17 protein-coding genes and 3 pseudogenes are annotated in these 24,780 nt (G+C 73.7%); 11 read left to right on the forward strand and 9 right to left on the reverse strand.

All coding sequences use genetic code 11. The annotated features are described in order from the left end of the window. Positions 1–9: 9 nt before the first annotated feature. From ACHZ99_RS19100 to ACHZ99_RS19130, 7 genes and pseudogenes are all read left to right on the forward strand, one after another. Positions 10–1,044, forward strand: coding sequence for an endo-1,4-beta-xylanase (locus ACHZ99_RS19100; RefSeq protein WP_420305845.1), 1,035 nt, complete (start codon positions 10–12; stop codon positions 1,042–1,044). Positions 1,045–1,194: 150 nt separating this feature from the next. Further along, positions 1,195–3,544, forward strand: a pseudogene (locus tag ACHZ99_RS19105) (ThuA domain-containing protein); the annotation flags it as partial. Between the two features lie 197 nt (positions 3,545–3,741). Further along, positions 3,742–4,605 (forward strand): annotated as a pseudogene (locus ACHZ99_RS19110) (alpha/beta hydrolase family esterase); the annotation flags it as partial. Positions 4,606–4,746: 141 nt separating this feature from the next. Further along, entirely contained in the window at positions 4,747–5,310 is a 564-nt protein-coding gene (locus ACHZ99_RS19115) for a DJ-1/PfpI family protein (protein WP_420305846.1), read from the forward strand. A gap of 10 nt (positions 5,311–5,320) precedes the next feature. Then, a complete protein-coding gene (locus tag ACHZ99_RS19120; protein ID WP_420305847.1) occupies positions 5,321–6,241 on the forward strand; it encodes an alpha/beta fold hydrolase in 921 nt (306 codons plus the stop codon). Next, positions 6,202–7,404 (forward strand): iron-containing alcohol dehydrogenase, encoded by a 1,203-nt coding sequence (locus ACHZ99_RS19125; protein ID WP_420305848.1) that lies wholly within the window; start codon positions 6,202–6,204, stop codon positions 7,402–7,404. The genes ACHZ99_RS19120 and ACHZ99_RS19125 overlap by 40 nt, the downstream gene beginning before the upstream one ends. Positions 7,405–7,484: 80 nt before the next feature. After that, positions 7,485–9,638, forward strand: a pseudogene (locus tag ACHZ99_RS19130) (ThuA domain-containing protein); the annotation flags it as partial. A 121-nt stretch (positions 9,639–9,759) separates the two neighbouring features. On the opposite strand, the gene ACHZ99_RS19135 reads toward ACHZ99_RS19130, so the two are convergent. The 6 genes from ACHZ99_RS19135 to ACHZ99_RS19160 form a co-directional block, all read right to left on the reverse strand. Beyond that, positions 9,760–11,742, reverse strand: coding sequence for a helix-turn-helix domain-containing protein (locus tag ACHZ99_RS19135; RefSeq protein WP_420305849.1), 1,983 nt, complete (start codon positions 11,740–11,742; stop codon positions 9,760–9,762). 17 nt (positions 11,743–11,759) lie between these two features. Continuing rightward, entirely contained in the window at positions 11,760–12,815 is a 1,056-nt protein-coding gene (locus ACHZ99_RS19140; protein ID WP_420305850.1) for a branched-chain amino acid ABC transporter permease, read from the reverse strand. Beyond that, entirely contained in the window at positions 12,812–13,681 is an 870-nt protein-coding gene (locus tag ACHZ99_RS19145; protein WP_420305851.1) for a branched-chain amino acid ABC transporter permease, read from the reverse strand. The genes ACHZ99_RS19140 and ACHZ99_RS19145 overlap by 4 nt, the downstream gene beginning before the upstream one ends. Before the next feature lie 64 nt (positions 13,682–13,745). Next, positions 13,746–14,996, reverse strand: a complete 1,251-nt coding sequence (locus ACHZ99_RS19150; RefSeq protein ID WP_420305852.1) for an ABC transporter substrate-binding protein — start codon at positions 14,994–14,996, stop codon at positions 13,746–13,748. Between the two features lie 53 nt (positions 14,997–15,049). After that, positions 15,050–15,724 carry an ABC transporter ATP-binding protein gene (locus ACHZ99_RS19155; protein WP_420305853.1) on the reverse strand — a complete coding sequence of 225 codons (675 nt, stop codon included), beginning with the start codon at positions 15,722–15,724 and terminating at the stop codon, positions 15,050–15,052. Between the two features lie 10 nt (positions 15,725–15,734). Next, positions 15,735–16,538, reverse strand: coding sequence for an ABC transporter ATP-binding protein (locus tag ACHZ99_RS19160; protein ID WP_420305854.1), 804 nt, complete (start codon positions 16,536–16,538; stop codon positions 15,735–15,737). Between the two features lie 165 nt (positions 16,539–16,703). Here ACHZ99_RS19160 and ACHZ99_RS19165 point away from each other — a divergent pair, with 165 nt between their 5' ends. Beyond that, positions 16,704–18,317 carry a long-chain fatty acid--CoA ligase gene (locus ACHZ99_RS19165; RefSeq protein ID WP_420305855.1) on the forward strand — a complete coding sequence of 538 codons (1,614 nt, stop codon included), beginning with the start codon at positions 16,704–16,706 and terminating at the stop codon, positions 18,315–18,317. 43 nt (positions 18,318–18,360) lie between these two features. Here the strand turns inward: ACHZ99_RS19165 and ACHZ99_RS19170 are convergent, their stop codons facing one another. Beyond that, the gene (locus tag ACHZ99_RS19170; protein ID WP_420305856.1) at positions 18,361–18,987 is read right to left on the reverse strand and encodes a TetR/AcrR family transcriptional regulator; all 627 of its coding nucleotides are present in this window, start codon (positions 18,985–18,987) and stop codon (positions 18,361–18,363) included. 116 nt (positions 18,988–19,103) lie between these two features. Here ACHZ99_RS19170 and ACHZ99_RS19175 point away from each other — a divergent pair, with 116 nt between their 5' ends. Next, a complete protein-coding gene (locus ACHZ99_RS19175) occupies positions 19,104–20,513 on the forward strand; it encodes an MFS transporter (RefSeq protein WP_420305857.1) in 1,410 nt (469 codons plus the stop codon). Positions 20,514–20,549: 36 nt separating this feature from the next. On the opposite strand, the gene ACHZ99_RS19180 is transcribed toward ACHZ99_RS19175, so the two are convergent. Further along, positions 20,550–21,137, reverse strand: coding sequence for a TetR family transcriptional regulator (locus ACHZ99_RS19180; RefSeq protein WP_420305858.1), 588 nt, complete (start codon positions 21,135–21,137; stop codon positions 20,550–20,552). Between the two features lie 55 nt (positions 21,138–21,192). On the opposite strand from ACHZ99_RS19180, the gene ACHZ99_RS19185 reads away from it, so the two are divergent. Further along, on the forward strand, positions 21,193–23,286 hold the full coding sequence (locus tag ACHZ99_RS19185; protein WP_420305859.1) for a prolyl oligopeptidase family serine peptidase: 2,094 nt from the start codon (positions 21,193–21,195) through the stop codon (positions 23,284–23,286). A 79-nt stretch (positions 23,287–23,365) separates the two neighbouring features. Beyond that, positions 23,366–23,854: a Rieske (2Fe-2S) protein gene (locus tag ACHZ99_RS19190; RefSeq protein ID WP_420305860.1), complete on the forward strand. Its 489-nt coding sequence runs from the start codon at positions 23,366–23,368 to the stop codon at positions 23,852–23,854. Between the two features lie 23 nt (positions 23,855–23,877). Here the strand turns inward: ACHZ99_RS19190 and ACHZ99_RS19195 are convergent, their stop codons facing one another. Further along, positions 23,878–24,777, reverse strand: a complete 900-nt coding sequence (locus ACHZ99_RS19195) for a LysR family transcriptional regulator (protein WP_420305861.1) — start codon at positions 24,775–24,777, stop codon at positions 23,878–23,880. Positions 24,778–24,780: the final 3 nt, after the last annotated feature.

The raw sequence follows: 24,780 nt of genomic DNA on the forward strand, positions 1-24,780 counted from the left end.
GGAGCAGCCATGTTCAGCACCTCACGCAAGCGGCCCGCACGCGGCCGGGTCTGGTCGGCGGTCGTCGCGGCCGCGACATCCGCCGGTCTGGCGGCGGCCGGCCTGCTGACGTTCTCCGGCACCGCCCACGCGGCCGACACGCTCGGCGCCGCGGCCGCCGAGAGCGGCCGCTACTACGGCGCCGCCGTGGCCCCCCACCTCCTCGGCGAGGCGGACTACGCCTCCACCCTGAACCGGGAGTTCAACAGCATCGTCGCCGAGAACGTCATGAAGTGGGACGCCACCGAGCCCAACCGGGGCCAGTTCAACTTCAGCGGCGGCGACCGGCTCGTCGCCCACGCCCGGGACAACGGCATGTCCGTACGCGGCCACACCCTCGTCTGGCACGCCCAGCAGCCCGGCTGGGTGCAAGGACTGACCGGCGACAACCTGCGCCGGGCGATGCTCGACCACATCCGCGGAGTCGCCGGCCACTACGCCGGGGAGATCGACTCCTGGGACGTGGTCAACGAGGCGTTCGAATGGGACGGCAGCCGCCGCCAGTCCAACCTCCAGCAGCAGATCGGCGACGGCTGGATCGAGGACGCCTTCCGCGCCGCCGACGCCGCCGACCCCGCGGCGAAGCTCTGCTACAACGACTACGGCACCGACGGCGTCAACGCCAAGAGCGACGCCATCTACCGCATGGTCCAGGACTTCCTGGCCCGCGGCGTGCCCATCGACTGCGTCGGCTTCCAGTCCCACCTCGACGCGAACTCCGACCTCGGCAGCTACCGGCAGAACCTGCAGCGCTTCGCCGACCTCGGCGTCGAGGTCCAGATCACCGAGCTGGACATCGGCGGCTCCGGCAGCGCCCAGGCCGACGCCTACCGCACGGTCACCGAGGCGTGCGTGGCCGTGTCCCGCTGCACCGGCATCACCACCTGGGGCATCACCGACAAGTACTCGTGGCGCGGGCAGGACACCCCGCTGCTGTTCGACAGCAACTACCAGAAGAAGCAGGCATACGACGCCGTGCTGGAAGCGCTGAACAGCGCTCCCTGACGTCCGCCGTACGCCGTGTCACGGGGCCGGGCCGCCCTGCCGAGCGCAGGCCGCGGGGCGCCCCGCCCCGGCACGGAGAACCCACACACCTCGGCCGGCCCCACGACGGCACGGAACAGCGCCCCGGGGGCCGCCCCACGGAAGGTTCACATGCGCAGACAGTTACGAACGTATCTCGCGGCGGCGATCTGCCCGCTGCTCGCCACCGCAGGCGCCGTCACGATGCTGCCTGCGGCCTCCGCCGAACCTGCCGGGACGGCAGACACCCGGCAGGCGGAGTTCCAGCAGGTGACCCTCGCCAAAGGCGCGAACGAGACGGGTGAGCCGATGTCGCTCGCCGTCCTGCCCGACCGCTCCGTGCTGCACACCGCGCGCGACGGCACCGTACGGCTCACCGATCCGCAGGGCACCACCGAGGTCGCGGGCAGGCTGGACGTCTACACCCACGACGAGGACGGCCTGCAGGGCGTCGCCCTCGATCCCGGATTCGCCACCAACCGCTTCGTCTACCTCTACTATGCCCCCTCGCTCGACACGCCGCCCGGGGACGCGCCGAGCACCGGCTCGGCCGCGGACTTCGAGCCGTTCGACGGCGTCAACCGGCTCTCCCGGTTCGTGCTGAAGGACGACGGCACCCTCGACACCGGCTCCGAGACGACGATCCTGGAGGTGCCGGCGAACCGCGGCCAGTGCTGCCACACCGGGGGCGACATCGACTTCGACGCCGCGGGCAACCTCTATCTCTCGACCGGCGACGACACCAATCCCTTCGGCTCCGACGGCTACACCCCGATCGACGAACGCGGCGACCGCAACCCGGCGTTCGACGCGCAGCGCTCGGCGGCCAGCACCAACGACCTGCGCGGCAAGATCCTGCGGATCAAGGTCGCCGACGACGGCTCGTACACCATCCCGGAGGGCAACCTCTTCGAGCCGGGGACATCGCGGACACGGCCCGAGATCTACGCCATGGGCTTCCGCAACCCGTACCGGATGAGCGTCGACAAGCGGACGGGTGTCGTCTACGTGGGCGACTACGGCCCGGACGCCGGGTCCGCCTCCCCGAGCCGGGGCCCGGGCGGCATGGTGGAGTTCGCCCGGGTGACCGGCGCGGGCAACTACGGCTGGCCGTACTGCGTCGGCGACAACCGGCCCTACGTCGACTACGACTTCGCCACCGGCTCCTCCGGCTCGGCGTTCGACTGCTCCGCGCCCGTCAACGACTCACCGAACAACACGGGCCGGAGCACCCTTCCGCCGGCCCGGGCGGCGTGGATCCCCTACGACGGCGGTTCCGTGCCGGAGTTCGGAAGCGGCACGGAGTCCCCGATGGCCGGCCCCGTATACCGCTACGACCCGGACCTGGACTCGGCGGTGAAGTTCCCGCAGGAGTTCGACGGTGACTTCTTCGCTATGGAGTGGGGCCGCCGCTGGATCAAGGACATCGGTGTGAACGCCGACGGCAGCCGCGGCGACATCGGCGGCATCCCGTGGTCCGGAACTCAGCCCATGGACGCGGCCTTCGGCCCCGACGGCGCCCTGTACGTCCTGGACTACGGCACCGGCTGGTACGCCGGGGACGAGAACAGCGCCCTGTACCGCATCGAGAGCGTCTCCCGGACCGAAGAGTCACCCACGCAGGAGGGCTGACCAGGCACGACCCGCAGGGCCGCCGGACCCGCCGGCGCACCGGACCGAGCGCTTCGCCGACCAGAGCGGCGTCGAGACCACCACGGAAGGGAACATCCACATGTCCGACCTCCCGACCCGCCGCACGCTCCTCGGAGGAGCCCTGGGCGTCGCGGCGCTGCCGATCGCGGCGGCTCCGGGCGCGTCCGCGGCCTCCCGTGCCCCGTACGACGTGCTCGTCTTCTCCAGGACGGCGGGCTTCCGCCACGACGCGATCGACGAGGGCATCACCGCGCTCGGGGAACTGGGGGCGGAGAACGGCTTCCAGGTGACCGCCACCGAGGACGCCACCGCGTTCACCGGTGACGGCCTCGCCGGGTTCGCGGCGGTCGTCTTCCTGAACACCACGGGCAACGTGCTCGACGCCGCCCAGCAGGCGGCGTTCGAGGAGTACATCGCGGGCGGCGGCGGGTACGTCGGCGTCCACTCGGCGGCCGACACCGAATACGAGTGGCCCTGGTACGGCGAGCTGGTCGGGGCCTACTTCGAGTCCCACCCGTGGATCCAGAACGCCACGGTCGTCGTCGAGGACCGGACGCACGACGCGACCGCCCATCTCGGCACGACCTGGAATCGAACGGACGAATGGTACAACTACCGGACCAACCCCCGCTCCGGGGCCCGCGTGCTGGCCTCGCTCGACGAGTCCAGCTACAGCGGCGGAACCATGAACGGCGACCACCCGATCGCGTGGTGCAAGGAGTACGCGGGGGGCCGCTCGTTCTACACCGGCGGCGGGCACACGGCCGAGTCGTACGCACAGGCGGACTTCCGGCGCCACCTGCTCGGCGGCATCCGCTGGGCCGCGGGCACCGCCGCATCCGGCAGCTGACATCCGGCGGGCGGCGGGAAGGCCGCGGCGTGGGGGGTGGTGGGCCCCACGCCGCGGCTGCTCCCGCGCTCCGCCGGCCGGCACGCACCCGGACGACCCGAATCCGGACGGAAAGGGAGAAGCAGATGAGATGCAGGTCCCTCCTCGTACCCCTCGTGGCCGCGGCGCTTCTCGCCATGGCCGCTCCCGGCACGGCGCTGGGCAGCAGTCGCGACGCCGGCACGCCGCCCACCGGTGCCGCCACGGCGACCGCCGGTTGCGGCCAGGCTCCGACGCTGACCAGCGGTACGCACACCATCTCCAGCAGCGGCCGGAACCGCAGCTACATCCTCAGGGTCCCCGCCGGCTACGACAGCAACCACCCCTACCGGTTGATCTTCGGAATGCACTGGCTGGGCGGCACCGCCCACGATGTCGACTCGGGCGGATCCGACGGGTACAACTGGTCCTATTACGGGCTGAGGCGCCTGGCGGACAGCGCGGGCAACGGCACGATCTTCGTGGCGCCCCAGGGCCTCAACAACGGCTGGGCCAATTCCGGCGGTCAGGACGTGACCCTCGTCGACGACATACTCCGGGAGATCGAGGCGGGGCTGTGTGTCGACACGGCGCGGGTCTTCTCCGCGGGCTTCAGCTACGGCGGCGCGATGTCGTACGCCCTCGCCTGCAGCCGGGCGACGGTCTTCCGCGCGGTGGCGGTCTACTCCGGCGCGAACCTCAGCGGGTGCAACGGCGGCACGCAGCCCGTCGCGTACATGGGGCTCCACGGCCTCCGGGACAACGTGCTGCCCATCTCTGCGGGACGAGGGCTGCGCGACACGTTCGTCAGGAACAACGGCTGTACCCCGCAGAACCCGCCCGAGCCGGGGCAAGGCAGCCTGACGCACATCGTCACCGCCTACTCGGGGTGCACCTCCGGCCATCCCGTCGTATGGGCCGCGTTCGACGGAGGTCACGACCCCGCCCCCATCGACGGGTCCACCGGCGGCGGCTGGCAGACCTGGACATCGGGGGAGGTATGGAAGTTCTTCACCCGGTTCGGGTAGTCCCTGAACTCCACGGTCACCGGAGTGCACCCACCGGGCCCCGGAGGGGTAGGGATCAGCCGGCGTTCCGTCCTCAGGAACGTCCGGGGCAACAAGGCATACGTGCGATCAGAGCTGCCGATAACCGGAGGTGCGATGAACAAGGTGCTTGTGCTCGTCGGCGACGCGACCGAGGAGCTGGACGCGATGTACCCGATCTTCCGCATGCGCGAGGCGGGCTACCGGACGGACGTCGCGGCGCTGACGCGCCGGGACGTGCAGCTGGTGATCCACGACTTCGAGCCGGAGTCGGACGCCTACACGGAGAAGAACGGGCGCAGGCTTCCCGTCGACCTGGCCTTCTCGGAGGTCGATCCGACGGAGTACGCGGGCTTGATCATCCCCGGCGGCCGCGCTCCCGAGTACATCCGCCTCGACGCGGATGTCCGCCGCATCACCGAGCACTTCTTCGCCCGGGACCTGCCCGTGGGCACGGTGTGCCACGGACCGCAGGTGCCGGCGATCTACGGCCTCCTGAAGGGCCGCAGGACGGCCGCGTTCGGGCCGTTGGCCGGCGACATGGTGAACGCCGGCGCGACGGTCGTCGACGAGCCCGACGTCGTCGACGGGAACATGGTCTCCTGCCGGGGCTGGCCGGATCTGCCGGAGTGGTCGCGGGCGTTCGTGGCGGTGCTGGAGCGCTCCGGCGCTCCCGCCTGACCGTCGCCGCATGAGCCTTCCCGCGGGCGGCGCGCGCCCGGACGGCGCGAGGACGGCACGCCCCGGCATCGGCGGACGGACCGTCCGGGTCGCCGGGTGGGAGACCTTCGTGCGCGAGGCGGGCTCCGGCCCGGCCGTCGTCCTGCTGCACGGCTCCGGCCCGGGCACCACGGGCGCGGCCTGGGAGCCTCTCATGGCCGCGCTCACGCCCGGCTTCCGCGTCCTCGCGCCGGACTTCGCCGGCTTCGGCCGGAGCAGGCCGCTGCCCGGTTCGGAGTCCGGCGGGGAGCACCCCTACGGCCGCCGCACGTGGACGGCGCAGGTCCTGGGCCTCCTGGACGCGCTGGCGCTGGACCGCTGCGCCGTCGTCGGCAACTCCATGGGCGGCGCCATCGCGCTGTCGGTGGCCCACGCCCGGCCGCGGACGGTCGCCCGGCTGGTGGGGATCGGCACCCTCGGGCTCGACATGCCGTTGCCGCCGGGCCTGGACCGGCTCTGGGCGTACCGGCCCGGGCGCGCGGCGGCCCGCGGGCTCCTGGAGCTGCTGCACGTCGACGACGCGTTCCGCACCGACGAGGCCGTCGAGGCGCGCCTGGCCGCCACGCTGGAGCCGGGTCCGCGCGAGGCGTTCGCCGGCATGTTCCCGCCGCCGCGCGAGCGATGGGTCCGCGACCTCGCGCTGACCGCCGGCGAGCTGGCGCAGATCCAGGCGCCCACGCTCCTGGTGCACGGCGTGGAGGACCGCGTCGTGCCGCTGGAGTCCAGCACGCTGCGACTTCTGCACCTGCTGCCCGACGTGAGGGCGCACCTGTTCGCTGGGTGCGGGCACGCCTCACCGGCCGAACGGCCGACGGAGCTGCACCGACTCCTGACGACCTTCCTGGAGGGGCCATGGACGACTTCGCGATCCTGCGCACACCCGCCCAGGTGATCTTCGGCACCGGGATGGCCTCGGCGACGGGTCCGCTCGCCGCCGGGTACGGCGACCGGACGCTGGTCGTCACCGATCCGAACATCGCCGGATCGACCGGACTCGACTCCGTACGCACCTCGCTGCACGAGGCGGGTGTCGACGTACGCGTCTTCTCCGAAGCCGTCGTGGACGTGCCGGAGAGCACCATCGCCGAAGCGGTCGCGTACGCCGCGGAGCACCGGCCGGACGTGGTCGTCGCCGTCGGCGGCGGGAGCACCATCGACCTCGCCAAGGTCACCGCCCTGCTGGCGAGCCACCCGGGCCCGCTGAGCACCTACTACCCCGTGGAGTCGGTGCCGGGGCCCGTGCTGCCGCTGATCGCTCTGCCCACCACGGCCGGGACGGGTTCGGAGGTCACGCCGGTCTCGGTGATCACCGATGCGACGACACGGATGAAGGTCGGCATCGCCAGCCGGCACCTCATCCCGCGGCACGCGCTCTGCGACCCGCTGCTCACCGTGAGCGCGCCGCGGACCGTGACCGCCCACTCGGGCATGGACGCGCTGGCGCACGCCGTGGAGTCGTTCATGGCGATCAGCCGGCCCCCGACCGCGTCCTCGGTGCTCGCCCGGCCGCAGGTCGGCAAGAACCTGCTCTCCGACACCCTCGCGCTGACCGCGGCCGGCGGCATCTCCGCGAACCTGGCCGACGCCGTCGGCGACGGGGACGACCTGGACGCCCGGTCGGCGATGCTCTACGGCAGCCTCCTCGCCGGCATCGCCTTCGGCAACGCCGGGGTCACCGCGGCCCACGCCCTCCAGTTCGCGGTCGGGGCGGCCACCCGCACCTCGCACGGGCTGGGGACCGGCCTCCTGCTCCCCTACGTCATGGAGTTCAACCGGCCAGCGCGCCTCGCCGAGATGTCCGCCCTGGCCGGGGTGATGGAGTGCACCGACCCCGTGACAGCGGTCCACGAGCTGGGGCTGCGGGTCGGGCTGCCCGCCTCGCTGGCGGAGATCGGGATCGAGGCCGGCGAGATCCGCGGACTGGCCGAGGCGTCGATCGGCATCAGGAGGCTCGTCGACAACAACCCCGTGCGGCTCGACGTGGACGCGCTGGAACAGATCCTGACGGCGGCCTGGCACGGCGAGCCGGACCGGCTCCGCGCGGCAGGCGTGTGAGGCGGCCGACCGCCTCACGACGTCCCTTCCCGGACCGGAACAACCGAAGCCGCACCTCAACACCCGAAAGGACCCCCCACATGAAGGAACGACACCGCACACGCCCACGCGCCCTCGTGGCGCTCGCCATGGCGCCGCTGCTCGCCACCGGTGCCCTGACGGCGACCGCGTCCGGCGCCGAGGCCGCCGAGTCCCGTGTCCTGTTATTCACCAGGGCCGTCGGCTACGTCCACGACTCCATACCGGCCGGCATCCGGATGTTCCAGGAGGAGGCGGCCGAGCAGGACATCGAGCTCGTCCAGACCGACGACCCGGCCGTCTTCAACGACGCCGAACTCGCCGGGTTCGACGCCGTCGTCATGCTCCAGAACTCCGGCATGGTCTGGGACACCGGCGAACAGCGTCAGGCCATGCAGGACTACGTCACCGCAGGCGGAGGCGTGGTGGCCGTACACAACAGCCTCGACGCGGGCATCGAGGGCGAGTTCCCCTGGTGGGACGAGACCATCAACGGCGGCGCCCACATGCCCGGCCACGCCGCCGGCATCCAGGAGGGCACCGTCCACATCGAGGACCCGGACCACCCCTCCACCCGGGACCTCCCCGGATCCTGGACGCGGCCCGAGGAGTGGTACAACTTCGACCCCAACCCGCGGGCGAACGTCCACGTGCTCGCGACCGTCGACGAATCCACCTACGACCCGGGCGGGTTCGCGATGGGCGAGGACCATCCCATCTCCTGGTGCAGCGTCGCCTCCGGCGGCAAGGTCTGGGCCACCGCCATGGGCCACGACGCCGCGTCCTACGCGGAGGAGAACTTCCGCAAGCACCTGATGGGCGGCGTGCGGTGGGCGTCGGGCACCGTGCCGGGAGCGTGCGGGACGGCCACACCCGACCAGGACACCTTCGCGAAGGTGACGCTCGACGACGACACCGCCGATCCCATGGAGCTGGACGTCGCTCCGGACGGCCGCGTGATCTACATCCAGCGCGGCGGCGCGGTGCGCATCTTCGACCCGGCCACCCGGTCCACCACGACCGCCGGAAACCTCAACGTGTACACCGGCGGTGAGGACGGGCTCATCGGACTGGCCCTCGACCCCGGCTTCGCCACCAACGACAGGATCTACCTCAACTACTCCCCCGCCGGCAGCGCGGAAGACGTCAACAGAGTGTCCGCCTTCACCCTCGACGGAAACACTCTGGATCCCGCGAGCGAGCAGCAGGTGATCGACATCCCCGCCTACCGGGACCGGACCTACCCGGAGCCCGGCCACACCGGCGGCAGCCTCGAATTCGGCCCGGACGGGACCCTCTACATCGGCACGGGCGACGACACGGCGCCCAACCTCGACCCGGCCTGGCAGGGCTACGCCCCGCTGGACTGGCGCCCGGGTCATGAGATGCAGGACGCGGCGCGCACGGCCGGCAACACCAACGACCTGCGCGGCAAGATCCTGCGCATCCGGCCCACCAACGGCGGCGGATACACCATCCCCGACGGCAACCTCTTCCCCGTGGGAACGGAGCACACCCGCCCCGAGGTCTACGCCATGGGCTTCCGCAACCCCTTCCGCTTTGCCGTGGACCCCGCCACCGGCGCCGTGCACCTGGCCGACTACGGCCCCGACCGCCGCGGTGTGACCGACGACCGCGGCCCCGCGGGCCTGGGCGAGTACAACGTCATCACCGAACCGGGGAACTACGGCTGGCCGTTCTGCCACGGCAACAACCAGCCCTATGCCCCCTACAACCCCGACACGGGCGAGATCGGCCCCAAGTTCGACTGCGCCGACCCCGTCAACGAGTCTCCCCACAACTCCGGGCTGACCGAACTGCCTCCGGTGCGGACGCCCACCGTGTGGTACGGCTACGACGCCTCGTCGGAGTTCCCCGAACTGGGCACGGGCGGTATCGCCCCGATGGCCGGACCCGTCTACCGCTTCGACGCCGGCAACCCTTCCGGCACCAAGTTCCCGCAGTCGTTCGACGGCTCGGCGTTCTTCTACGAGTGGGACCGCGACTTCATCAAGGAAGTCCGCTTCGACGGGAGCGGCGGCCTCGGAGCCGTCAACGAGTTCATGCCCGCCACCGGGTTCACCAGGCCGATGGACATGACGTTCGGCCCGGACGGCTCGCTCTACCTCCTGGAGTGGGGCAGCTCCTTCGGAGGCGGCAACAACGACTCCGGCCTCTACCGCATCGACTACCAGGGCGCGGCAGGCGCCCCGGTCACCCACCGAACACCTCGGTGAGCAGCGGGCTCCGCACGAGGTCGCATCCGGCGGCCGGTTGCGGAGCCCGCGGGCACCGCGGGCACCGGCTGCCATCGCGACGCGTGCTCGCGGGCCTCCTTCAGCCGGGTTCGGTCGCGGCGGAGAGCATGGCGTGCACCTTCACCGCCAGGTGTGCCTGGAGCCCGTGGTCGCCGTGGCGCCAGTGCGGGCCCAGCAGCGCGGTGATGCGGTCGATGCGCTGGTAGAGGGTGTTGACGTGGATGTAGAGCTCGGCCGCCGTCCGGGTGAGGTTGGTGTCGCAGGCGAAGTAGGTGGTCATGGTGTGGGCCAGGTGGCCGCCGCGGCGCCGGTCGTAGTCGAGCACCGGGCCGAGGGTGCGGCGTACGAAGCGGCGGAGTTCGTCGCGGCCGGTCTGGTGGAGCAGCAGGCCGTAGACGCCGAGTTCGTCGGGGGCGGCGCCCTCGCCGTCGCGGTCGAGGGCGAGCAGCACGTCCAGGCAGCGCACCGCGTCCGGGTGGGCCTCGACGATGGACTCCAGTCCGGCGGACGCGGCGGCGGCGCCGACGGTGACCGCCGCGTCCAGTGTGCGCCGCAGGTGCTCGGCGACGGCGCGGGCCCGCGCGCCGGGGTCCGTGTCGCCGGGGAGCAGGACGACGACCTCGCCGTGGTGCTCCCCGGCGAGGCCGCCGTGCCGGGCCGCGTACGGGACCGCGGCGTCCGCGATGCGCCGGCGTGGGGCGCCGTCGCGGGAGCGGGCGGCGAGCACGGTGTGCGGGCGGCCGTGGGCGATGCCCATCAGGGCGGCCCGGCGGCGCAGCCCTTCGGGGTCGCGGTGCGGGGAGGACAGCAGGTCGTCGAGGAACTCGCCGCGCAGCCGGTGTTCGGCCTCCGCCAGCGTGCGCTCGCCGAGCAGCAGCAGCGCGGTGACCATCGCCGCCCGCTCCAGCAGGCGTACGTCGTCGGCGCCGATGCGGCGGCAGAGCAGCAGCAGCACCCCCTGCACCTCACCGCCGGCGACCACGGGGGCGGCGCAGGCGGCGGAGCCGCCGTCCGCGGCGGGCACGCGGCGCGTGCTGCGGGTGCCGGAACCGAGCACGCGCGCCTCGCGTACGGCACGCGCCTCCGGGCAGCTCTCGGGCAGCGCACCCTCGGTGCGGGCCCGCTCGACCACCGGGTCGGCGCCGGCGGCCGCCATGGTGCGCCCGCGCGGGTCGAGGACCAGCAGGCCGCCGCCGAGCACCTCCGCGAGGGTGTCGGCGACGTCCGCGAGGCCGCCGCCGTCCAGGACGATCCCGGTCAGCCGCTCGTGCAGCGCCGCGGCCCGCTCGATGGACTCGCTGTGCGCCTGGATGACCGCGTTGGCCTCGGTCAGTTCGTCGACGGTGCGGCGCACGTCCTGGAAGAGGGTGGCGTTCTCGATGGCGATGGCGGCGTGGTCGGCGAGGGAGACCAGCAGCGCCACCTCGGCCGGTGAGAAGGGCCGGGCGCGGCGGTTCGCGGCGAAGAGGACACCGATGACCCGGTCGCCCAGGGACAGGGGCACGCCCTGGATCGCCGTGACGCCTTCGCCGCCCACGACGTCGTCGATGGTGTGGTCGAAGCGGGGGTCGTGGAGGTAGTCCGGCGTGTGGTACGGCACGCCCGTCTTGGCGACGAGACCGCCGAGACCCGCGCCCATCGCGAGCCGCACCTGTTTGAAGGCGTCGGTGCGGATACCGTCGGTGACCCGCATGTACGTGTCGCCGCGGTCGTCGTCGTTGAGCATGAGGTAGGCGGCGTCGGTGCCCATGAGCTGCCGGACCCGGCGGACGATCGCCCGCAGGACGGCCTCCAGGTCGCGCAGCGACGACAGGTCGCCGGCGGTCTCGTACAGCGCGGCCAGTTCGGCCTCACGCCGGCGGCGCTCCTCCAGCTGCGCGCGCACCGCGAGGGCCGCGTCGACCAGCGGGCGCAGCGCCCCGGCGGCCTCGCCGCGGGCGCCGGCGAGCAGATTCTCGTACTCCTCCTGGGGCGCGCCCTCGCGCAGCAGGCACAGCAGCCGTTCTGCCGTCTCGCCTGCCGTGCCTGCCGTCTGGCCGGTGCGGGGCGGATCGGTGCGCATGGCGGTCCCCTCCTCCCTCACGGCTCCCCGACCAGGGAGCGCTCCGGCCGGTCGCCGGCGGCGGGGTCACGAACCGTACCGTTCCCGCGGCCGGCGGGGGGCATGCCCGTACGGTCCGCGGGTGGCCGCAGGAGGTGCGCCACGGTGCCCCAGATACCGCGGCGGAAGAGGAGTACGACGAGGATGAACAGGCTGCCGGTGACGATGCCGACCTCTTCGAACCCCGAGGTGGACAGCCAGTCCTCCAGCCGCACCACCGCCGCCGCGCCGAGCAGGCCGCCCCACAGGGTGCCGATGCCGCCGAGGACCGTCATCACGACGACCTTGCCCGACGTCGTCCAGTACACCTCCTGCAGCAAGGCGAACCCGTGGTTGACGGCGTACAGCCCGCCGGCGAGGCCGGACAGGAACGCGGAGACGGTGAAGACGACCACCTTGTAGCGGTCCACGGGGTAGCCGAGTGCCCGGGCGCGCGCCGGGTTCTCCCGCACCGCGGCAACGACGCGGCCGAACGGCGAGTGCACCAGGCGCCAGGCGACGGCGAGGCCGGCCAGGACCAGCGGCAGCGCCGCGTAGTAGTAGACGAAGGAGTCCGACAGGTCCACGCCCGGCAGCTCGCGCGGGATGCCCTGAAGCCCGTTCTCGCCGCCGGTGACGTCGTCCCACTGGTTGGCGATGAAGTAGATCATCTGCGCGAAGGCGAGGGTGACCATGGCGAAGTAGATGCCGCTGCGGCGGACCGCGAGCAGGCCGATGGGCAGGGCGACGACCGCCGCGGCCACCGCGCCGCCGGCCACCGCGAGCGGGAAGGGCACGCCGGCGTGGATGGCGAGGAGCCCGGTGGCGTACGCCGAGGAGCCCCAGAACGCGGCGTGGCCGAAGGACAGCAGCCCGGCGTGCCCCAGCAGCAGGTCGAACGCGACGGCGAACAGGCCCCAGCACAGGATGTCGGCGGCCACCGGCGGATAGAGCACCCACGGCAGCCCGAGGACGCAGACCAGCCCGGCGGCCGGCAGCCCCCAGCGCAGGGGGCCGGGCCGGCCGCGGAGCCGGTCGGTCAGGGCGAGGATCATAGGGCGCGTTCCTCCTTGCCGAAGAGTCCGGCGGGCCGGACCAGAAGCACCACGGCCATCAGCACGAAGACCGACGTCTGCGAGAGGACGGGGACGTAGAGGTTGCCGAGGGCCTGGAGCATCCCGACGGCGAACCCGGCGACCACCGCACCGGGGATGGAACCGAGGCCGCCGATGACGACGACGGCGAAGACCACGATGATGAGGTCCGCCCCCATGCCCGAGTTGACCGCCCGCATCGGCGCCGCCAGCACCCCGGCCAGCGCGGCCAGCGCGACGCCGCAGCCGAACACGGGCGCGACCCAGCGGCCGGTGTCGATGCCCAGCGCCCGCGTCAGCTCCGGACGTTCGGTGGCGGCGCGCACCACGGTGCCGGTGCGGGTGCGGGTCAGCAGCAGCCAGACTCCGAGGCAGACGACGGCCGCGGCGCCGAGGACGAAGACCTGGTACGCGGGGTAGTCGAAAAGCCCGAGGTCGACGGAGCCGGTGAAGGGGCCGGCGTCGTACGGGGTGGACCGGGCCCCGTACTTCATGCGCATCAGGTCCTGGCAGACCAGCGCGATGCCGAAGGTGAGCAGGAAGTTGTAGAGCGGGTCGAGGGCGGCCAGCCGGTGGATGAGCAGCCGCTCCAGCAGCGTGCCGGCCAGGGCCGCGGCCGGGGGCACCAGCAGCAGCGCCCACCAGAACCCCAGGCCCGCGGTGTCCTGGAGGACCACCGCGGCGAACGCGCCGAGCATGTAGACGGCGCCGTGCGCGAAGTTGACGACGTGGAGCATGCCGAAGATGACGGCGAGGCCGAGGGCGAGGAGCGCGTAGAAGCCGCCCGAGACCAGGCCGTTGAACGCCTGTTGCAGGAAGGAGGTCATCGTCGTCCGTCCTCTGCCGCGGCCCGGCGCGGGAGCTCGCCGGGCCGGGGCCGTGTGTCGACGGTCAGGTCATCGAGCAGTCGGGTGAGACCGGACCGAACGCCTCGTCGGCGGGGATGGTCTTCACCTTCTCGGTGAAGTCGCCCTCGGTCTCGCTGTCCGCGGGGTCCTTGACCCGGGCCAGGTAGGCGTCGTGCACGACCCGGTGGTCGGCCGCGCGCACCCGGGCGTTGCGGGCGAAGAAGTCGTCGAACTCCATGCCCTCCAGCTCCTTGTTGACCTCCTGGGGATCGTCGGTTCCGGCGCGCTGCACGGCCTCCAGGTAGTGCGTGGCGGCGGAGTAGTTGGCGGCGTGGTCGAAGGTCGGCCAGGTGCCCGCCTTCTTCCGGAACCGCTCGGCCCACCGCCTGGACTCCTCGTCGACGTTCCAGAACCAGGGGGAGGTGAACATCGTCCCGGCGAGCTTGTCCTGCCCGATGGCCTTGATGTCGGTGTCGAACAGCAGGCCGATGGCCAGCTCGATGTCCTTGTCCCGCAGCTTGAACTGGTCGTACTGCTTGACGACGTTGACCAGGTCGCCACCCGCTTGCAGCGCGCCGAGCACGGCGGGCGCGGGCTTCTTCGCGGACGCCTTGAGCAGGAACGTGGAGAAGTTGTCGTTCGGGAACGGGGTCGGGTCCTTGCCCACCACCTCGCCGCCGGCCTGTTCGATGGCGGTGCTGAACTGCTTCTCCATGTCCTGACCGAAGGCGTAGTCCGGGTAAAGGAGGTACCAGCTGTCGCCGCCCTGCCGGGTCACCTCGGTGCCGGTGCCGTTGGCCAGCATGTAGGTGTCGTAGGCCCAGGCGTAGGTGTACGGGTTGCAGGATTCGCCGGCCAGCTCCGTGGTCGCGGCGCCGATGTTGAAGTAGAGCTTCTCGGACTGCTCGGCGACGTTCGCCACGGCGAGCGCCGCGGACGACGTCGGCACGTCGAAGACCGCGTCGGCGTGCTCGCGGTCGTACATGTCCCGCGCCTGGGTGTTGGCGATGTCCGGCTTGTTCTGGTGGTCGGCCGAGATGACGTCGATGTCGTCGGCGACCGCGTCGCCGCCGTGTTTCCTCTCGAAGTCCGCGACGGCCATCTCCACCGCCGTGACCGCCTCGGGTCCGGCCAGTTCGGCGTAGACGCCGGAGAGGTCGGTGAGTACGCCCAGGGTGATCCCGCCGTCGCTGATCCTGCCGCCGCCGGAGCCCGGCCCGCCGCCCCCGCAGCCCGCGAGAAGCGATCCGGCCACCACCGCGGCACCCGCTGCTTTCGACCAGGTGTGTCCCATGCTTCCTCCTTGAAGTGGTCGGCACGACCGGTGCGGCCCGGGCGCGGGCCGGGCTACAGGCCCAGGTGGCCGAGGAGTTCGTGTTCGCGCTCCCGGACGTCGTCGTTGGCCAGCGACTCGGCGATCCGGCCGCGGTCCAGCAGGTAGTGGCGGTCGGCGACGGTGGTGGCGAAGCGCAGGTTCTGCTCCACCAGCAGCACCGCCGTCCCGTTCCGCTTGGCCTCGCGCAGGATCGCGGCGATACGTTCGACGACGATCGGCGCCAGCCCCTCGGTCGGCTCGTCGCACAGCAGGACCCGGGCGCCGGTGCGGAGCACCCGGGCCAGGGCGAGCATCTGCTGCTCGCCGCCGGAGAGCTTCCCGCCGGGGCTGCGGCGCCGTTCGCGGAGCACCGGGAACTCCTCGTACACGCGCGCCAGCGGCCAGGCCGAACCCGCCTTCGCCGGGGGCAGGGTGAGGTTCTCCGCCACACTCAGGCCCGCGTAGATGCCCCGGTCGTCGGGGACGTACCCCAGGCCGCGGCGGGCCCTGCGGTGCGGCGGCAGCGCGCTCAGGTCCCGGCCCTCCAGCCGGACGGTGCCCGCCGTGCGCCGGTGCAGTCCCATCACGCAGCGCAGAAGGGTCGTCTTGCCCGCCCCGTTGCGGCCCACCAGGGTCACGACCTCCCCGGCACCGACCTCCAACGACACCTCCCGCAGGACTTCGGCCTCGTCGTAGTGGGCGGTCACGCCCCGCACCTCAAGCACCGCCGGCCCCCAGATACGCCTCGACGACCCGCGGGTCGGAGCGGACGGTGTCGTACGTGCCCTCGACGAGCACCCGGCCCCGCTGGAGCACCGTGACGGTGTCGGCGAGCGAGCCGACGACGCTCATGTTGTGCTCGACGAGCACCACCGTCCGCCCGGCACGGACGCGGTCCACCAGCGCGACGGTCCGGTCCACGTCCTCCAGGCCCATGCCGGCCGTGGGCTCGTCGAGCAGCAGCACCCGGGGGTCGAGCGCCAGCGCGAGCGCCAGTTCCAGCGCGCGCTTCTGCCCGTACGGCAGGCTGCCCGCCGGCGACTCCGCCCGGTCGGCCAGCCCCACCTGGTCCAGCAGCTCCCGCGCACGGCCGGAGAACCGCGCCAGCAGCCGGTCCGACCGCCAGAACCGGCGGCCCAGGCCGGTGCCGGCCTGGAGCGCGAGCTCCAGGTGGGCGCGCGCCGTCTCCGCGGGGAAGAGGCTGGTGACCTGGAAGGAGCGGGCCACACCCAGGCGCGCCACCCGCTCCGGCGGCAGCCCGGTGATGTCCCTGCCCGCCAGCTCGATCCGTCCGGCCGACGGCGGCAGAAAGCCCGTCAGCAGGTGGAACAGCGTCGTCTTCCCGGCCCCGTTGGGCCCGACAAGGGCGTGGATCGTTCCCTCCGCGACAGCCAGGTCCACGCCCTCGACGGCGCGGAATCCCCCGAACTCCTTCGTCAGGCCGTGGGTGGACATCAGGGCGTGCCCGGGCGCGGCGCCGTCGCCGCTCGCCGTGCTCGTGGTGCTCGTCTTCCTCGTCATACCGACCTCGGATGCCGCGGGTGGCCGCCGACAGGGCGTCGGCGTCGGGGAGAACGTAGAAGCGGACGGTGGCCGCGACTACAGAGACAGCCCCCACAAGGACCGGGGCCGGAGTGTGGGTTTTCTCCGTGGTCCGCGTGCGGGACCCCGGTCACCATGTCCGCCATGGCGATGATGGACATCCCGCTCAACAGCTGGCTGCTGTTCGGCCACGGGCCGCGTCACTTCCACGACACCGAGGTCGTCACCCGCCTGCCGGACGGCGGCGAGCACCGCTACACGTACGCGGACTTCGGCCGCCGGGCGCAGCAGCTCATGCACGCGCTCGACGCCCTGGGGCTGCCGCCGGACGCGCGCGTGGCCACCCTGGCCTGGAACGGCTACCGGCACCTGGAGGCGTACTGGGCGGTGCCCTGCACCGGACGGGTGCTGCACACGCTGAACGTACGGCTGTCCGCCGACGAACTCGCCTACGTCGTCAGGCACGCCGAGGACCGCGCCGTGCTGGTCGACGCCGACCTCCTGCCGCTGCTCGCGGAGGTGGCCGAGCGCGGCGCTCTGGCGGGCGTGGAGCACGTGGTGGTGCTCGGCGACCGGGTGCCGCCCGGCACCGGGCTGCCGCGCGCCGTGGCCTACGAGGAACTCCTCGCCGCGCAGCCGGAGACGTACGAGCCCCGGGAGATCGACGAACGCGCCCCGCTCGGCCTGTGCTACACCTCCGGCACCACCGGACGGCCCAAGGGCGTGGTCTACACGCACCGCTCGACCGTGCTGCACGCCGTCGCCGGCTCCTCCCGGGCCGCGATGTCCATCGGCCCCGGCGACGCGGTGCTGCCGGTGGTGCCGATGTTCCACGCCAACGCCTGGGGCCTGCCCTACACCGCCACCCCGTACGGCGCCAAGCAGGTGTTCTACGGCGGGCCGCTGGACCCGGCGGCGCTCGTGGAGCTGATGGCCGCCGAGCGCGTCACCGTCGCCGCCGGCGTGCCGACGGTGTGGATGGCCGTGGCGGACGCCGTCGCCGCCCGCGGCGGGGGCCTTCCGGACGTCCGGCATCTGCTGTGCGGCGGCGCCCGGCCGGCGCGGGCGCTCATCGACCGCTACCGCACCGAGTTCGGCATCCCGCTGGTGCAGATCTGGGGGATGACGGAGACGTCGCCGCTCGCCAGCTTCGCCTGGCCGAAGGAGCACATGCGCGGCTGGGACGAGAAGCGGCTCGCGGACTCCGTCCGCGACATGGCCGGCCTGCCGCTGCCGGGGGTGCAGACGCAGATCCGCGACCGGGACGGGCACCCGCTGCCCTGGGACGGGGAGTCGATGGGCGAGCTGCTGGTGCGCGGCCCGTGGGTGGCCGACGCGTACCTCGGCGGGGAGGGCGCCGGGCAGTTCACGGACGACGGCTGGTTCGTCACCGGCGACATCGCCACCGGCTCGCCCGACGGCTACTTCGTCATCACCGACCGCGCCAAGGACCTCGTCAAGTCGGGCGGGGAGTGGATCTCGTCCGTCGACATGGAGTCGGCGGTGATGGCGATGGACGCCGTCGCCGAGGCCGCCGTGGTCACGGTGCCCGACGAGAAGTGGTCGGAACGACCGCTGGTGTGCGTGGCGCTGCGCCCCGGGGCGGCGGTGACCCTCGACGAGGTCCGTACGCACCTGGAGCGCAGCGGGTTCGCCCGCTGGCAGCTGCCCGACCGGGTGGAGCTGGTGGACGCGGTGCCCCGCACCGGGACCGGCAAGTTCGACAAGAAGAAGCTGCGCGCCCGCTTCGCGTCCTGAACCGCCGGACGGGTGATTTCGCCGCCGACGGGGCCGGGCGCGGTCAGCGTGCGGGGCGGGGCAGGTAGCCGCCCAGGAAGGCGCGGACGCCGGCGGTGGTGATCCGCGCGGTCTCGGCGTCGCCGAGGGGGGTGGCGCCCTGGTCGCTGCGGGTGTCGAGGGCGCCCAGGGTCAGCAGCAGGTAGTGGTCGGCGGCCAGCACGGGATCGTCGGCCGCCACGATCCCGCGCCCGGCCAGCGCGCGCAGGTGCCGGGCCAGGGCGGCCTCGGCGCGCCGCGGCCCGGCGTCGTTCCACGCCTGCACCAGAGCGGGCGGCATGCTCGCCGCCTCGGCCTTCAGCTGCCTGACGACGGCGAAGTGCTCGGCGAACCCGGCCCGGGGCACCGCCGCCCAGGCGTGCGCGAGCGCGGTGAGGGCGGGTTCGAGGTCGGCGGCCCCTTCCACGGGGTCGAGGTGGTCGTCGATCAGGCGGACCAGCGCGCCGGCGACCTGCACGGAGCTTTCCTCGATCACCGCGGCGAACAGCTGCTCCTTGCCGTCGAAGTGGTTGTAGATCGTACGGGTCGACACCCCGGCCTCCGCGGCGATGGCCTCGATACCGGCCCGGGCGTAGCCGTCCCGCCCGAAGACCGCGCGGGCCGCGACGGTGATGGCCTGCCGCTTGGCCACCCGTCCCCGCGGTGGCCGCGCTGTCGTCCCGTCCCGTTCGGCCACGTCGTCCCGCCCTTCCCTCGGACTGCAATCACCAGCTTACATTTCTACAATCACCATTGTACATTCGCCCTGTGAAGAAGCCTGACGACACCGCCGCCCAGACGTCGGAGCACGCCGCCCCGGCACGTACGAAGTGGGCGACGATGGCGGCCTCGGCACTGGCCACGCTGCTGGTGGCCGGCGAGCTGAGCATGGCGGCCTTCGCCCTGCCGCTGATCGGCGACGACCTCGGCGTGAGCACCGGAGCGACCGCCTGGGTGCTGCTGGCCTACCAGCTGCCCATGGCGGCGCTGGCGCTCCCCGCCGGCCGGTGGACGGACAAGGCGGACTCCCGGCTGGTCTTCACCCTGGCGCTGCTGACGCTCGCCGCCGCCGACGTACTGGCCGGACTGGCGCCGCAGTTCTGGCTGCTGCTGGCCGCGCGGGTGCTCCAGGGATTCGCCGCGGCCCTGTACCTGGGGGTGTATCTGCCGGTCGTCTCCGCCGCGGTACGGCATGACCAGCGCGGCCGGGCAATGAGCTACCACACCGCCCTCATGATGGTGGGCAGCGTGGCCGTCGCCCCGCTCGGCGGCTGGCTCGCCGACAGCCACGGCTGGCGGGCCGTCTTCCTCGCCCGGGTGCCGCCGCTGGTGCTCGCCGCGCTGCTGGGATGGATCACCGTGCCGCCCGCCGCGCCAGGGCCGGGCGGGCGCCGGCTGCCGAGCCCGGACCGCGGGGTACTCGCCGACGTGGCGCTGATCGGAACCGCGGTCACCGCCGGGCTGCTGGCCGTCGAGCACGGCGGCCGGCATCCGGTGCCCGCCGCCGCCCTGGCCGCCGGCGCGGTGGCGCTGGGCGTGTGGTGGGCCCGGCTGCCGGCCTCCCGGCCGGTCACCTCGCTGGTGCGGCGGCCGTCCCTGAGGCTGCCCGCGCTCGCGCTGCTGGGCAACGCCGCGCTCGTCGGGCTGACCTCGTTCCTGCTGCCGTTCTTCATCAGCGACGTGCTGGGCCGCAGCCCGGAACTGCTCGGCACCGCGATCGGCGTCTTCGTCGTCGTCAGCGCCCTGGTCACCCCGCTCGCCGGGGTGCTCGCGGACCGCTTCGACCCGCGGTCGGTGGCCGCCGCGGGCGGAGCCCTGACCGTACTGGCCATGGTGCCGATGTTCACCCTGGACGCCGGTGCCGGGCCCGTCGACGTCACCTGGCGGCTGTGCCTGGTGGGCGCGGCCATGTCCCTGTTCAACTCCCCCAACATGACCGCGATCCTGGCCGCCGTCCCGGAAGGCCGCGCCGGCTCCGCCGGCGGAATCACCAACCTCGCCCGCACCCTCGGCCAGACCGCGGGGCCCGCCCTGGCCGCGTTCGGCTGGAGCGCCGCCGCCGGCGGCGTGGCCGGGTTCCGCGCCGGGGCCGCCGCCCTGACCGGATGCGTACTCGTCGCCTTCCTGGCCCTACTCGCCGCCCGCAGGCACCGCCCGCACGGCCGGGCACCGGACTGACGGCAGGGGCCGGTCGCTGCCCGCGGGGCAACGGGGTCAGAGCCAGGCCGCGTCGCGGGCGAGGATGGCCGCCTGCACCCGGTTCGCCACACCGAGTTTGCCCAGGATGCTGCTGACGTGGGCTTTGACCGTCGCCTCCCGCACGCCCGGGCCCGGCCGGCCTCGGCGTTGGACATCCCCTGGGCCACCGCCACGAGCACGGCCCGTTCGCGCTCGCTGAGCACGGAGCAACTCCGCCCCGCTGCGCGACGGGTCGCCGCTCAGCCGGAACCCGGCCCTGATCACCGGGTCGCCGGCGGCGGCGAGCATCACGCTGCGGGTGGTGTTGACCAGCGTCTGGAGCGCGGTGTCGGCGGCGGCGCGGGAGCGGTCGACCAGCTCCTCCCTCAGGGCCGCCGCGGCGCACTCGACCTGCTCGGCCAGCGCGTCCTTGTTCGGAAAGTGGAAGTGCAGGGCGCCGGAGCTGACGCCGGCCCGGGTGCTGATCGTGTGCAGAGAAGCCTTGGCGTATCCCTCGCCGATGAACACCTCCGCAGCGGCGAGGGCGGGGGGCACGCGGACCTGAGGGGCGCCCGGCCGGGTGGAGACCGGGCCGGCCGGCCCCGGCGGCGTCCGGAGGGGCATTGCCCCGGCTTGTCCCCCTGGTGGCGGCGGCGGGTATCCGGGCATGGTCTCGGGCATGAACGCAAACCCCGCGCCGGAGTTCCCCCGCCGCCTCGCCCGCACCCGCAAGTTCACCCTCGGCCTGCCGCACGCCGCGACGGTCTCGCCCGACGGCGAGCGCGTGCTGTTCCTGCGCACCGGGAGCGGCACCGACCCCGTGGCCCGGCTGTGGCTGTACGAGGACGGCGCGGAGCAGGAGCTGGTGGATCCGGCGGGGCTGGTGGCCGGCGGGGCGGAGCCGGTCGCCGAGCGGGTGCGGCGGGAGCGGTCGCGGACGCGGACGGCGGGCGTGACCTCGTACGCCACCGACGCCGCCGTGCGGCTCGCCGCGTTCGCACTGGGCGGCGAGCTGTGGGCGGTACGGACGGACGGCTCCGCGCCGTTCCGGCTGCCCACCGCCGGGCCGGCCGTCGACCCCCGCCCCTCGCCCGACGGGCGGCACGTCGCGTACGTCACCGGGGGCGCGCTGCACACCGTCCCGGTGGCCGGCGGCGACGACCGGCGGCTCGTCGCGCCGGAGGGGCCGGACGTGACGTACGGGCTGCCCGAGCACGTGGCGGCGGAGTCGATGCACCGCGGCCGCGGCCACTGGTGGGCGCCGGACGGCGGCGCGCTGCTCGTCGCGCGCGTGGACGAGTCCGGCGTGCACCGCTGGCACCTCGCCGACCCCGCCGACCCGTCGGCGGAGCCGCGCACGGTGCGCTACCCGGCGGCCGGCACGGCCAACGCGGACGTCTCCCTGTACGTGGTCACGCCGGGCGGCCGGCGCACCGAGGTGCGCTGGGACCGGACGGCGTACGAGTACCTGGCCACCGCCGGCTGGGACGCGCACGGCCCGCTTCTCGGCGTGCAGAGCCGCGACCAGCGCACGCTGCTCACCCTCGCCGCCGACCCGGACACCGGCGCCACCCGCGTACTGGCCGAGGCGCGCGACGCGCACTGGACCCGGCTGGTGCCGGGGACCCCGGCCCGGACCGCGTCCGGCGCGCTGCTGCGGGTCACCAACGACACCGCCACCGACACCTACCGGCTGGTCCGCGACGGCGAACCCGTCACGCCCGCCGGGCTGCACGTGCGCGCGGTCCTCGGAGTCGCGGGCGAGCGGGTGCTGTTCACGGCGGCCGCCGACCCGGCGGAGCGGCATGTGTGGTCGTACGAACCGGAAGCGGGCTGCGTGCGGCTGAGCGACGGGCCCGGCCACCACACGGCGACCGCGGGCGGCGGCACGACGGTCCTGGAGAGCGCCACGCCGGACGGTACGGCGGCCCGGGTGCTGACCGCCGGCCGCCCGCTGCGGCCGCTCGTCTCGCTCGCCGAGGAACCCGCGCTCCGGCCGCGCCCGCTCGTCCTCGACGGCCCGGACGGGCTGCGCGGCCACCTGTTCCTGCCGTCGTGGCACCGCGCCGGCGACGGCCCGCTGCCGGTGCTGCTCGACCCGTACGGCGGCCCGGGGCTGCGGCTGGCGGTGCCGGCCCGCGGGTGGTGGACGCTGGTCTCGCGGTGGTTCGCGGAGCAGGGCTTCGCCGTGCTCGTCACCGACGGCCGGGCCACCACCGGCCCGCCGTCGTGGGAGCGGTCGAACAGCGGCGACAAGCGGGACACCGCCGTCGCGGACCAGGTGCGGGGGCTCCACGCGGCGGCGGCCGGGCACCCGGACCTCGACCTGGGGCGGGTCGCCATCCGCGGCTGGTCGTTCGGCGGGTTCCTCGCCGCGGCGGCGGTCCTCACCCGGCCGGACGTCTTCCACGCGGCCGTCGCGGGCGCGCCCGTCACCGACGCGCGCCTGTACGACACGCACTACCAGGAGCGCTTCCTCGGCCACCCCGCCGAGCACCCCGAGCACTACGACCGCTCGTCCCTCGTGGGGCTCGGCCACCGGCTGCGCCGCCCCCTGCTGCTCGTCCACGGCCTCGCGGACGACAACGTCGTCGCCGCCCACACCCTGCGGCTCTCCGCCGAACTGCTGGCCGCCGGACGGCCGCACAGCGTCCTGCCGGTGCCCGGCGCGTCGCACATGATCTCGGACGACGCGATCGCGGAGAATCTCCTCTGGTTCGAGCTGGCGTTCCTGCGGCGGGAGCTGAACGCCGAACCCCCGGCGTACGTATGAGGGCGCTGAGGCACACGGACAGCACGCCGGTCCCGCCGGCCCAGGGCGGTCGGCCGGCGCACCAGGAAAGGGCCCCACCATGATGCAATCCCGCAACCCGGCCAGGCTCACCGCCCGCCGCACCGTCGTGGCCGCCGCCGGCGCCGGAGGTCTCGCCGCGGCGCTCGCCGCCTGCGGCGACTCGGACGACTCCGGCGGCTCCGGCGCCGCCGAGGACAGCGCGACCCCCGGGGAGGGCGGTGGCGACGCGGACGAGCCGCAGGAGGGCGGCGGGGACGGCGGCTCGGAGCTCGGCAGCACCGGCGAGGTGCCCGAAGGAGGCGGGATGATCTTCAAGGACCAGAAGGTGGTCGTCACGCAGCCGGAGCCGGGCCGGTTCAAGGCGTTCTCGGCGGTCTGCACCCACCAGGGCTGCGTCGTCAGCAGCGTCGAGGACGGCACGATCAACTGCGAGTGCCACGGCAGCAAGTTCGCCATCGCGGACGGCAGCGTCACGCAGGGCCCGGCCCTGGAGCCGCTGCCCGCGGCGGACGTACGCGTCGACGGGGACGTGCTCCGCCAGGGCTGACGCGCGCGTGCCGCGGGCCGCGCTCAGACGGCGCGGCCCGCGGCCTGGAGCGCCCGGACGGCCTCCCGGATGGACGGCCGGCGGTCGGCGTCGGAGCGCCAGATCGCGTAGATGTGCCGGTGCATCGCGCCCCGTACCGGCAGGACGCGCACCCCCGCGGGCACCGGCCCGCGGCCCAGCCGCGGGGCGACGGCCACGCCGAGGCCGGCGGCGACGAGCGACAGCTGCGTGTGGTGCTCCTCGGCGGTGTGCGCGATGCGCGGCTCGATGCCCTCGGCGCGCAGCGTGGACGTCAGCCAGTCGTGGCAGAACTCGGCCTCCGGCCAGGAGACCCAGTCGTCGTCGGCGAAGTCCGCCAGGACCACGTCCGCCCGGTCCGCGAGCCGGTGCCCCGCGGGCACGGCGACGTCGGCGAGGTCGTCGAGCAGCGGCGCCCGGGACAGGCCGGCCGGCAGCGGCATCGGCTTGTTGTACCAGTCCAGGACGACGGCGACGTCGTGGTCGCCGCGGATGACGCCGGGCACCGCCTGGTCCGGCTCCTGCTCGCGCAGCCGTACGCGCAGCTCGGGGTGGTCGCGCCGCAGCGCCGCGAGGGCGGTGGGGAACAGCCCGCGGGCGGCGGTCGGGAACGCCGCGAGCGCCAGCTCCCCGACGGGCCGGCCGCGGTGCGCCTCCAGCTCCGACTGCGCCGCCTCGACCTGCGACAGGATCCGGACGGCGTGCTCGGCGAGCAGCCGGCCGGCGTCGGTGAGGCGGACGCCGCGGCCGTTCTTGGCGAGCAGCTGCTGCCCGGTCTCCCGCTCCAGCTTGGCGAGTTGCTGGGAGACGGCGGAGGTGGTGACGTGCAGCCCGTCGGCCGCGGCGCTGACGGAGCCGTGCCGGGCGAGGGCGGCCAGGGTGCGCAGCCGGTCCAGGTTCAACATGTA

Source organism: Streptomyces sp. MAR4 CNX-425, from assembly GCF_048656465.1.
Classification (GTDB): domain Bacteria; phylum Actinomycetota; class Actinomycetes; order Streptomycetales; family Streptomycetaceae; genus Streptomyces.